The organism is Streptomyces sp. GESEQ-4, from assembly GCF_017948455.1.
GTDB lineage: Bacteria > Actinomycetota > Actinomycetes > Streptomycetales > Streptomycetaceae > Streptomyces.
In genome coordinates, this window is the sequence record NZ_JAFFSU010000032.1 from 68,460 (window position 1) to 79,590 (window position 11,131).

Consider the following 11,131-nt stretch of genomic DNA (forward strand, 5'->3'; position numbering starts at 1 on the left):
TCGAACCAAGGGCGCCCGGGTGGTCGTACCCCCGCATCAACCGATCGGCCGATGCGGCTTCGAGCGTGACGGCCGATGTGGCGGACCCCGCCCCGACGGGACCCTCGAAGCATGCCAGCCACATCTGTCATCGAAGTCAGCGGACTGCGTAAGTCCTACGGCGGCCGGGCCGTCGTCGACGGTGTCTCCCTCACCGTCGGGGAGGGCGAGATCTTCGGGATCCTCGGCCCGAACGGCGCCGGCAAGACCACCACCGTCGAGTGCGTCGAGGGCCTGCGGGTCCCCGACGCGGGCCGCGTCCGGGTCGCCGGGCTCGATCCGGTCGCCGACCACGACAAGGTCACCCGTGTCCTGGGCGCCCAGCTCCAGGAGAGCGAACTCCAGGCGAAGCTCACCGTCCGCGAGGCGCTGGAGCTGTACGCCGCCTTCTACCCGACCCCGGCCGACTGGCGCCCGCTCGCCGAACGCCTCGGCCTCACCGACAAGTTGACCACCCGGTTCGCCCGCCTCAGCGGTGGCCAGAAACAGCGTCTGTTCATCGCGCTCGCCCTGATCGGCAACCCGCGCATCGTCGTCCTCGACGAGCTGACCACCGGCCTCGACCCGCGCGCCCGCCGGGACACCTGGCAGCTCATCGAGGAGGTCCGGGACAGCGGGGTCACCGTCCTGCTCGTCACCCACTTCATGGAGGAGGCGCAGCGGCTGTGCGACCGGATCGCCGTGATCGACAAGGGGCGGATCGCCGCGCTGGACACCCCGGCCGGGCTGATCCGCCGCTCCGCCGGTGCCACGGTGATCACCTTCACGCCGTCCGCGCCGCTGGACGAACAGGAGCTGAGCGCCCTGCCCGCGCTCGCGTCCGTCGAGCACAAGGACGGCCGGATCACCCTCTCCGGCAGCGACGAGACGGTCAACGCAGTGATCACGCTGCTCGCCCGGCACCGCATCACCGCCCACCAACTGCGCGTCAGCGACGCCACGCTGGACGACGCCTTCCTGGACCTCACGGAGACCACGGCGAAGTCCACGACCGAGACCACGACGGAGGCCACACGATGAACACCGCGAACACCGCCGTACTGCGCACCGAGGCCCGGCTGCTCGCCCGCGAGCCCGGCAGCCTCTTCTGGATCGTGCTCTTCCCGCCCCTGCTGGTGGCCATCCTGGGCGCCGTCCCAGCGTTCCGCGAGACCCAGGACGAGCTGGGCGGCCTGCGCATCGTCGACACCTACGTCCCCGTGGCCGTGCTCGCCGCCATGATCGTGGCCGGTGTGCAGTCGATGCCGGTCGGCCTCACCGGCTACCGGGAACAGGGCATCCTGCGCCGGATGTCCACCACCCCGGTCAAACCGTCGGCACTGCTGTTCGCGCAGATGCTGGTGCACGCCCTGGCCGCCGTGCTCTCGGCGCTGCTCGCGCTGGCGATCGGCCGGTTCGCCTATGACGTACGACTGCCCGAGCAGCCGTACGGCTATCTGCTCGCGCTGGTGCTCGCGGTCCTCGCCGCACTCGCCCTGGGGTCGGTGATCTCGGCCGTGTCCCGGACGGTGAAGATCGCGGGCGCCGTCGGAACGGTGGTGTTCTTCCCGATGCTGTTCTGCGCGGGCGTGTGGCTGCCGGTGCAGGCCATGCCCGACGTCATGGCCGACGTCGTCGGGTTCACGCCGTTCGGCGCCGCAGCGCAGGCCTTGGGCGAGGCCATGGTGGGCGACTGGCCCGGCTGGACCCACCTGGGCGTGATGGCGGCGTGGACGGTGGTGCTGTCGGTGTCGGCGGCGCGCTGGTTCCGGTGGGAGTAGGCGGCCCGCCGTGCAGACTGGAGGCATGACCGCGGCGGACACGGACCTCGAGCGGCGCTGGCAGCTGGTCCGCAGCAAAGGGCCGTACGGGCTGCTCGCGGTCGGCACGCTGCTGTCGTTCGCCACCGCCGAACTGATGCCGAGCACGGCGGAGCGGAACGCGGTCGTGGTGCTGGTCGCCGCGGGTTTCGTACTCCAGCTGTGGTGGGAGCGGGCGAGCCGCACGCGCCCGGGCCCGTCGACCCTCGGCACGGTGTACTACGCCGTGCGCTGGGCGATCAGCTTCGTGCTGACCTGGCTGAATCCGTTCTTCGCGTTCTACGCGGTCACCGGCTACTTCGACGCCGACGAGCTGATGCCCGGGCGCTACCTCCGGTGGATCGGCCCGTTCGCCTGCTCGATCGCCGTCTCGGGCTCGCAGGCCGGCGGGATGCCGTTCCGCGAACCTGTGCAGTGGGCCGTGTTCGCCGGGCTCCTGGTGGTCAACAACGTGATGGTGACGGTGGTCGGCCATCTCACCTCCCAGCAGGAGGAACGCTCCCGCGCCCGCGCCGAGACCATCGCCGAACTCGAACGCACCAACGCCGCGTTGCAGCAGGCCCTCGACGAGAACGCCGCCCTCCACGCCCAACTCCTCGTCCAGGCACGGGAGGCGGGCATCGCCGACGAACGCAGGCGTCTCGCCGCCGAGATCCACGACACCCTCGCCCAGGGCCTGACCGGCATCATCGCCCAGCTCCAGGTCGTCGCGAACGCTGGCGACCTGGAGACCGCCCGCACCCACCTCCAGCGCGCCTCGGACCTGGCCCGGCACAGCCTCGGCGAGGCCCGCCGCTCCGTGCACAACCTCGCCCCCGTGGCGCTGGAGCACGACGGTCTGCCGCAGGCCCTGAAGAGCACGGTCGCCGAATGGGGCGAACGGACCGGAATCCGGGCCGAGTTCACCGTCACCGGCACCGCGGAACACCTCCACGACGAGGTCTCGGCGACCCTGTTGAGGATCGCCCAGGAGGCCCTGTCCAACGCCTCCCGCCACGCGCACGCCACCCGGCTCGGCGTGACCCTGAGCTTCATGGTCGACGAGGTGGTCCTCGACATCCGCGACGACGGCCGGGGCTTCGACCCCCTCGCCGCCCGCGAACGCACCTCCGCCGGCGGCTTCGGACTCGACGGCATGCGCGCCCGTGCCGAACGCATCGCCGGGGCGCTCACCGTCGAGTCCGAGCCAGGGCACGGCACGGCGCTGTCCGCTCGCGTACCGTTGGTACGCCATGACCCGTGACATCTCGGTGCTGATCGTCGACGACCATCCCGTCGTACGCGACGGTCTGCGCGGCATGTTCGAGTCCGCCCCCGGCTTCACCGTCCTCGGCGAGGCCTCGGGCGGCATCGAGGCGGTCGAGAAGGCCGCCGCCCTGGACCCGGACGTGATCCTGATGGACCTGCGGATGCCGGGCGGCGCGGGAGTCGACGCCATCCGCGAGCTGACCCGCCGCTCCGCCCGCGCGAAGGTGCTCGTCCTCACCACGTACGACACCGACTCCGACACCATCCCCGCGATCGAGGCGGGCGCGACCGGGTACCTCCTGAAGGACGCCCCCCGCGACGAACTGTTCACCGCGGTCCGCGCGGCGGCGGAAGGCCGTACGGTCCTCTCCCCGGCGGTGGCCTCCCGGCTCGTCTCCGCAGTCCGGGCCCCCGGCAACGAGCCCCTCTCAGCCCGCGAGCGCGAGGTCCTGACGCTGGTCGCCAAAGGCACCTCCAACCGCGAGATCGCCCGCGTCCTCTTCATCAGCGAGGCCACCGTCAAGACCCACCTCACCCACCTCTACGCCAAGTTGGGCGTCAAGGACCGGGCGGCGGCGGTGGCGGTGGCGTACGACCGGGGGATCCTCGGCTGACGGGTTTCCTCGCCCCCGCCGCCCCTACCCGTCCCATCCCTGGGGGCTGCGCCCCCAGACCCCCGCTTCGGCCCTGAACGGGCCTTGTCCTCAAACGCCGGACGGGCTAAATGATGCCGACCGGCGCTGAAAATCCAGCCCTCCGGCATTTGACGAGAGGGGGCTGAAATCCAGCCCCTCCGGCGTTTGAGGAGCGGGGTCCAGGGGCGGAGCCCCGGTGGGGGTCTGGGGGCGAAGCCCCGGCGGGGTGCAGGGGCGGAGCCCCGCGGGGGTCCATGGGGGCGGAGCCCCCTGGCGGGGGTGAAGGGGCGGAGCCCCTTCAGGATGGGACGGGTAGGGGCGGCGGGGGCGCGAAACTCCTCAGCCCGCCACCCGCAGCAGCAACACCGCCCGCGCCGGCACCGTGATCGCCGCCCCCGCCCGATGCTCCACCCCCGGCGCCTCCCCCTGCTCCTCCCGCGACGTGTCGACGACCACCTCGTACCGCTCCGCCCACGGCGGCCCCGGCAGGACGAAGCTCACCGGCCGGTCCCCGGCATGGAGCACGGCGAGAAAGCTGTCGTCGACGATCGGCGCACCCCGCTCGTCCCGCCCCGGGATGTCCCGCCCGGAGAGGTACATGCCCAGCGTCGCGGCGGGCGCGTACCAGTCCCGTTCCGTCATCTCCGTGCCGCGGGCGGTGAACCAGGCCAGGTCGCGCAGCCCGTCGGCGGAGTGCGCCCGCCCGGAGAAGAACGCCCGGCGGCGAAGTACCGGATGCCGGTGCCGCAGCTCGATCAGACGAGCGGTGAGGTCGAAAAGCGCTCGCCACCCCGGCTCCTCCAGCAGCCCCCAGTCCAGCCAGCTGATCTCGTTGTCCTGGCAGTACGCGTTGTTGTTGCCCCGCTGCGTCCGCCCCAGCTCGTCACCCGCGACCAGCATCGGCACCCCCGTGGACAGCAACAGCGTCGTCAGCAGGTTCCGCAACTGGCGCCGCCGCAGCGCCCGTACACGCTCCTCGTCCGTCTCTCCCTCGGCGCCGCAGTTCCACGCGCGGTTGTCGTCCGTGCCGTCCCGGTTGCCCTCACCGTTGGCCTCGTTGTGTTTGCGCTCGTACGACACCATGTCGCGCAGGGTGAAACCGTCGTGCGCGGTGATGAAGTTGACCGAGGCGTAGGGGCGCCGGCCGCCCCAGGCGTACAGGTCGCTGGACCCCGACAGGCGGTAGCCCAGATCCCGTACGTCCGGCAGCGCACCCCGCCAGAAGTCCCGTACGGCGTTGCGGTACCGGTCGTTCCACTCCGTCCACAGGGGCGGGAAGGCACCCACCTGGTAGCCGCCCGACCCCACGTCCCACGGCTCGGCGATCAGCTTCACCCGCCGCAGCACCGGGTCCTGGGCGATGACGGCCAGGAACGGGGAGAGCATGTCGACGTCGTGCATGGAGCGGGCCAGCGCCGCCGCCAGGTCGAAGCGGAAGCCGTCGACGCCCATCTCGGTCACCCAGTACCGCAGGGAGTCCGTGATCAGGCGCAGCACATGCGGCTGGACCACGTGCAGGGTGTTGCCGCAGCCCGTGTAGTCCGCGTATCGGCGCGCGTCGTCCTGCAGCCGGTAGTAGCCGCGGTTGTCGATGCCCTTCAGCGACAGCATCGGGCCCAGCTCGCCCGCCTCCGCCGTGTGGTTGTAGACCACGTCGAGGATGACCTCGATCCCGGCCGAGTGCAGCGCCCGCACCATCCGCTTGAACTCGCCGACCTGCTGGCCCGCCGTGCCCGTCGCCGCGTACGCCGCGTGCGGGGCGAAGTAGCCGATGGAGTTGTAGCCCCAGTAGTTCTTCAGGCCGCGGCGCAGCAGATGGTCCTCGTGCGCGAACTGGTGCACCGGCAGCAGCTCGACGGCCGTGACGCCGAGCTTGACGAGGTGCTCGACGGCGGCGGGATGTGCCAGACCGGCGTAGGTGCCCCGTAGTTCCTCGGGGATTTCCGGGTGCAGCTTGGTGAATCCCCGTACGTGCAGTTCGTAGATGACCGAGTCCGCCCAGGGCGTCTTCGGGCGGCGGTCGTCCATCCACTCGTCGTCGGTGGCGTCATCGTGGACGACGACGCCCTTCGGGACGTACGGCGCCGAGTCCCGGTCGTCGCGCACGGTGTCCGCGACCTGCTGCTGGGGCCAGTCACGCACATGGCCGTACACCTCGGGCGGCAGGCTGAAGTCGCCGTCCACCGCGCGGGCGTACGGGTCGAGAAGCAGTTTGGCCGGGTTCCAGCGACCGCCGGTCCACGGGTCCCAGCGGCCGTGCACGCGATAGCCGTACCGCTGACCGGGCATCACGCCGGGTACGAAGCCGTGCCAGATCTCGTGCGTCAGCTCGGTCAGCCGGACCCGGGTCTCCTTGCCGTCCGGCCCGAACAGGCACAGCTCGACCGCCTCGGCCCCGCCCGCCCACAGCGCGAAGTTGGTGCCGGCCACCCCGTCGGGACCGGTCCGGAACCGGGACCCCAGCGGCATCGGCGCACCCGGCCACACCTGCGCACCCGGCGGCGCCGCCCGCCGCGCACCGTTCACGACGGCACGCTCGGTCACGGCTTCCTGTGCGGCAGCGCGCCCCTCGGCCACCGCCTCCTGCTCGGCTGCGCTGGACACGTGACAGCCTCCCACGGCTCGCGGAACGACCGGCGGAAAGAGCGCGCAGCGTCCCAGCTGGGGCTCCCCGTCGTGTCGTCCTCCCCACTCTTCTGCCCAGAGCTTGGGTCGCACTCACGTTTCCCGGGAGCGGGCCCTGTCGTTGGGGTCGTTGTGAGGCACGTACATGGGCGCGCGCGGCGCGCGGGGGCCGCGCTGGCCGCCGTACTGACATGGGCAGGACTGCTGGCCGGGGCCGCCGGATGCACGTCGGACGACGGCTCGGGCGGGGCCGGCATCGACGCGGTGTTCGGCAAGGCCCGGGCACCGGAGGACGTCATCCGCGTCTCGCCGGACGACGGCAGCAGGGGCGTGAGACCCGACAGCAGGCTGCGGGTACGGGTGCCCAGCGGGCGCCTGGAATCGGTGCGGGTCGTCAAGTCCCAGGACGCGCAGGAGACCCCCGTCACCGGGCACATCTCCGAGGACGGCCTGCGCTGGGAGCCCGACGACGAGAAGCTCGCGCTGGCCGCCGAGTACACGGTCGACGCAGTGGCACTGGACGGCAGGGGACGACGCTCGGCACGGCACACGACCTTCACCACGTACGTCCCCGAGGAGCGGTTCATCGGGTACGTCGCCCCGGAGAACCGCTCCACCGTCGGCACCGGAATGATCGTCTCCATCGAGTTCAACCGGGAGATCGCCGACCGCGCCGCCGTCGAACGCGCCGTACAGGTCAGCGCGAAGCCCGCCGTCGAGATCCGCCCGCACTGGTTCGGCAACGGCCGCCTCGACTTCCGCCCCGAGCACTACTGGAGACCCGGCACCCAGGTCACCGTCGCCCTGCGCTTCCGCGACGTCGAAGGCGCCCCCGGCGTCTACGGCCTCCAGCACAAGACGTTCTCCTTCACCGTCGGCCGCAGCCAGGTCTCCCTGGTCGACGCCCGCGCGCACACCATGGACGTACGCCGCGACGGCGAACTGCTCGCCACCGTGCCGATCACCGCCGGAGCCCCCAAGCACACGACGTACAACGGCAAGATGGTGGTCAGCGAGATGCTCGACCTGACCCGGATGAACGGCGCCACGGTCGGCTTCAAGAAGGCCAACGGCAAGGGCGAGTACGACATCCCGGACGTCCCGCACGCCATGCGCCTCACCGACTCCGGCACCTTCCTGCACGGCAACTACTGGGCGCCGGACACCGTCTTCGGCCGGACCAACATCAGCCACGGCTGTGTCGGCCTGCGCGATGTGAAGGGCGGCGACTCGGACACCCCGGCCGGCTGGTTCTTCGACCGCAGCCTCGTCGGGGACGTCGTCGAGGTCGTCCACAGCAATGACAAAAAGGTCGCTCCCGACAACGGCCTCGGAGGGTGGAATATGGGTTGGAAGGAGTGGAAGGCGGGCAGTGCGGTGAAGTAGCGGGAGCAGGGGGAGGGTTGGCCGACATTCTGTTGAAGTTCGGTACGGAACAGTGACAATCATGAAGCGACTATGCCGCTGGCCTTGTGGTTAATATGCGCCGAGCGCGCGCGACGCGCCTGGGGAGCGGGCCCGACCAGGCCCGGCATGGGTCCGGTGGACGGGCCCGGCGAGGGGAGAAAGAACTTGAACGTGCGGCCGATATCGGGGGCGTCGGTTGACGCGCGGGGGCGAGGCAAGAAAGTGGCGGCCTTGATAGGTGGGCTACTTCTCGCCGTCACCGCGTGCGGCGGGGGTGGCTCGGACTCGACGTCCGGGCCCGGCAAGGGTGAGGACTCCACCCAGGCCGAGAGCAAGCAGTCGCAGGCCGTCGTGACGATAGCCCCGAAGGACGGCGCCAAGTCGGTCGACACCGACGGCGCCCTCAAGGTCAGCGCCGCCAAGGGCAAGCTGACCGAGGTCCAGGTCAAGGACGCCAAGGGCACGGAAATACCCGGGAAGATCACCGGCGGCGGGGCCAGCTGGACGCCGTCCACCCATCTCGCCGCGTCCACCACGTACAAGGTCCACGCCGTCGCCGAGGACTCCAAGGGCCGCGAGGCAGCCGAGGAGGCCAGCTTCACCACCCTGACACCCGAGAACACGTTCATCGGTGAGTTCACCCCCGAGGACGGCTCCAAGGTCGGCGTGGGAATGCCGTTCTCGATCCGCTTCACCCGGGGCATCACCGCCCCCGAGGACGTCGAGAAGGCCATCAAGATCAAGACCGAGCCCGCCGTCGACGTCGAGGGCCACTGGTTCGGCAACGACCGCCTCGACTTCCGCCCCGAGAAATACTGGAAGCCGGGTACCAAGGTCACCGTCGATCTCAACCTCGACGGCGTGGAGGGCCGCGACGGCGTCTACGGCGAGCAGGCCAAGACCGTCTCCTTCACCATCGGCCGCAGCCAGATCTCGACCGTCGACGTCAAGAAGCGCACGATGCAGGTCAAGCGGGACGGCAAGGTCATCAAGACGATCCCCGTCACCACCGGCAAGCCCGGCTACGACACCTGGAACGGCCAGATGGTCATCACCGAGCAGCTCAAGGTGACCCGTATGAACGGCGAGACCGTCGGCTACGGCGGCGAGTACGACATCAAGGACGTCCCCCACGCCCAGCGCCTCACCACCTCCGGCACCTTCATCCACGGCAACTACTGGGGCGGCGGCGCCTTCGGCAACTACAACGCCAGCCACGGCTGCATCGGCCTCCGCGACGTCCGCGGCGGCTACGACAGCGGCGTCCCGGCCGCCTGGTTCTTCAACAACTCGATGATCGGCGACGTGGTCGTGGTGAAGAACTCCAACGACAGGATCGTGGACCCGGACAACGGGTTGAACGGCTGGAACATGCCGTGGGAGAAGTGGAAGTCGTAGCCCTCTTCTGTACGCGGGCCCGGTGTGACTCAATGCACCGGGCCCGTTGTCGTTAGTGCCCGTTAACCTGCTGCCATGACCGTGAATCTCGAAGTCGCCGAAGGCGTCGGCACCATCCGCCTCGACCGCCCTCCGATGAACGCGCTGGACATCGCCACCCAGGACCGCCTGAAGGAACTCGCCGAAGAGGCCACCCGGCGCGAGGACGTGCGCGCTGTGGTGATCTACGGTGGCGAGAAGGTCTTCGCGGCCGGCGCGGACATCAAAGAGATGCAGGCCATGGACCACGCCGCGATGGTCCTCCGCGCCCGCGCCCTACAGGACTCCTTCACCGCCGTGGCCCGCATCCCCAAGCCGGTCGTCGCCGCCGTCACCGGCTACGCCCTCGGCGGCGGCTGCGAGTTGGCGCTCTGCGCGGACTTCCGCATCGCCGGCGAGAACGCCAAGCTGGGCCAGCCGGAGATCCTGCTCGGTCTGATCCCCGGCGCCGGCGGCACCCAGCGCCTGGCCCGGCTGATCGGCCCGTCCAAGGCGAAGGACCTGATCTTCACGGGCCGCCAGGTCAAGGCGGACGAGGCGCTGGCGCTTGGCCTGGTGGACCGGATCGTCCCGGCCGCCGAGGTGTACGAGGCGGCGCACACCTGGGCCGCGAAGCTGGCGCAGGGCCCCGCGATCGCCCTGCGCGCGGCGAAGGAGTCCATCGACACGGGCCTGGAGACGGACATCGAGACCGGCCTGGCGGTGGAACGGAACTGGTTCGCGGGCCTGTTCGCCACCGAGGACCGCGAGCGCGGTATGCGCAGCTTCGTCGAGGAGGGTCCGGGGAAGGCGAAGTTCTTGTGAATCTCTTCCCCAAAGTCCCCGCAAGGCCTTGCAATTGACGCGATGTCTTATCCGGTGATCCGGGTCCCTCGATGGGGCGGTTTATGGGAGCCTTAAGGCAACCTTAAGCCTGTCTTGCCGAGGGAGTCCGTCGATTGCCGCCGATCGAGCCTTCGCCGCAGTTCAGCGGGGCTGTAACCGGCCCCGAACTGCCTTTGGCATATGCCAATCCACCGGTACGGAATGGTGGATTCCGGGGGGCGTATTCCGCTGAGACGCCCCCGGAGGGCGTTCGGGGCGGCCATGATGGGGGCATGGCGGGGCTGGAGGGTGTCGAACAGCCGCGGGGACACGGCCGTGCGACTGCGGCGCGCTGGTCGCCGGCGGCCGAGGACGAACACGCGCTCAAGGTACTGGAGTTGTTCGGCAACCCGACGGAGTCGGAGGTGCCGCTGCCGTCCCGCCCCGAGTCCGCGGCCGCCGCACGCAGACTGACCCAGGTCGTCGTCCTGCGTCAGTGGGGACTCACCCCCAAGATGACGGAGGACGCGGTCTTACTCGTGTCGGAACTCGTCGGCAATGCCGTACGGCACACCGGCGCCCGCGTCTTCGGACTGCGCCTGCGCCGCCGCCGGGGCTGGATCCGCGTCGAGGTCCGCGACCCCTCCCGGGGGCTGCCCTGCCTCATGCCGGTCCAGGAGATGGATGTGAGCGGGCGAGGGCTGTTCCTCGTCGACAAGCTCTCCGACCGGTGGGGCGTGGATCTGCTGCCGCGGGGGAAGACGACGTGGTTCGAGATGCGGGTCGCCGACAGATGACCAGGCCGTGTGGCTGACGACACCGTCTACCGGGAGGTTGAGCGCACCGTTTGCCGGCTCTTGACCGCGCCTTGACCTCACCGCCAACCGGATCAATCGCGAGTTTTCGGACATAACGCCTCTTAAATGGTGCGGGTGACCACCACCGACCGACGGGCGGCGCTACGTGCCGGAGCCGGCCTCGTCGCCGCCGCGGGCGGGCTCGCCGCAGGGTGTGCCGAACCGGGCGCCACGGCTCAGCACACCCCCCCGCCCCCCCCCCCCGACCCCCCGCCCCCCCGCCCCCCCCCCCCCCCCCCCCCCGCCCCCCCCCCCCCCCCCCCCCCCCCCCCCCCACGAC

9 protein-coding genes are annotated in these 11,131 nt (G+C 70.6%); 8 read left to right on the forward strand and 1 reads right to left on the reverse strand.

Translation table 11 applies throughout. The features are described from left to right. Positions 1 to 111: 111 nt before the first annotated feature. Genes KCH48_RS37335 through KCH48_RS37350 form a run of 4 tightly spaced genes read left to right on the forward strand, consistent with a single transcriptional unit; the run spans position 112 to position 3,700 of the window. On the forward strand, positions 112 to 1,059 hold the full coding sequence (locus tag KCH48_RS37335; protein WP_210581731.1) for an ABC transporter ATP-binding protein: 948 nt from the start codon (positions 112 to 114) through the stop codon (positions 1,057 to 1,059). Next, positions 1,056 to 1,799, forward strand: a complete 744-nt coding sequence (locus KCH48_RS37340; protein ID WP_210581733.1) for an ABC transporter permease — start codon at positions 1,056 to 1,058, stop codon at positions 1,797 to 1,799. The genes KCH48_RS37335 and KCH48_RS37340 overlap by 4 nt, the downstream gene beginning before the upstream one ends. Before the next feature lie 25 nt (positions 1,800 to 1,824). After that, positions 1,825 to 3,081 carry a sensor histidine kinase gene (locus tag KCH48_RS37345; protein ID WP_210581735.1) on the forward strand — a complete coding sequence of 419 codons (1,257 nt, stop codon included), beginning with the start codon at positions 1,825 to 1,827 and terminating at the stop codon, positions 3,079 to 3,081. Then, on the forward strand, positions 3,071 to 3,700 hold the full coding sequence (locus KCH48_RS37350; protein ID WP_210581737.1) for a response regulator transcription factor: 630 nt from the start codon (positions 3,071 to 3,073) through the stop codon (positions 3,698 to 3,700). Before KCH48_RS37345 ends, KCH48_RS37350 begins: the two co-directional genes overlap by 11 nt. 360 nt (positions 3,701 to 4,060) lie before the next feature. Here KCH48_RS37350 and glgX read toward each other — a convergent pair whose 3' ends face one another. Then, complete coding sequence (gene glgX / locus KCH48_RS37355) at positions 4,061 to 6,325, reverse strand: glycogen debranching protein GlgX (protein WP_210581739.1); 2,265 nt, start codon at positions 6,323 to 6,325, stop codon at positions 4,061 to 4,063. Between the two features lie 153 nt (positions 6,326 to 6,478). On the opposite strand from glgX, the gene KCH48_RS37360 reads away from it, so the two are divergent. From KCH48_RS37360 to KCH48_RS37375, 4 genes are all read left to right on the forward strand, one after another. After that, positions 6,479 to 7,732, forward strand: coding sequence for an Ig-like domain-containing protein (locus KCH48_RS37360; protein WP_210581741.1), 1,254 nt, complete (start codon positions 6,479 to 6,481; stop codon positions 7,730 to 7,732). A gap of 186 nt (positions 7,733 to 7,918) precedes the next feature. Then, on the forward strand, positions 7,919 to 9,151 hold the full coding sequence (locus KCH48_RS37365) for an Ig-like domain-containing protein (protein WP_210581742.1): 1,233 nt from the start codon (positions 7,919 to 7,921) through the stop codon (positions 9,149 to 9,151). Positions 9,152 to 9,226: 75 nt separating this feature from the next. After that, on the forward strand, positions 9,227 to 9,994 hold the full coding sequence (locus tag KCH48_RS37370; protein WP_210581744.1) for an enoyl-CoA hydratase/isomerase family protein: 768 nt from the start codon (positions 9,227 to 9,229) through the stop codon (positions 9,992 to 9,994). Positions 9,995 to 10,287: 293 nt separating this feature from the next. Beyond that, positions 10,288 to 10,791 carry an ATP-binding protein gene (locus tag KCH48_RS37375; protein ID WP_210581746.1) on the forward strand — a complete coding sequence of 168 codons (504 nt, stop codon included), beginning with the start codon at positions 10,288 to 10,290 and terminating at the stop codon, positions 10,789 to 10,791. The last annotated feature ends 340 nt before the right edge of the window (positions 10,792 to 11,131 follow it).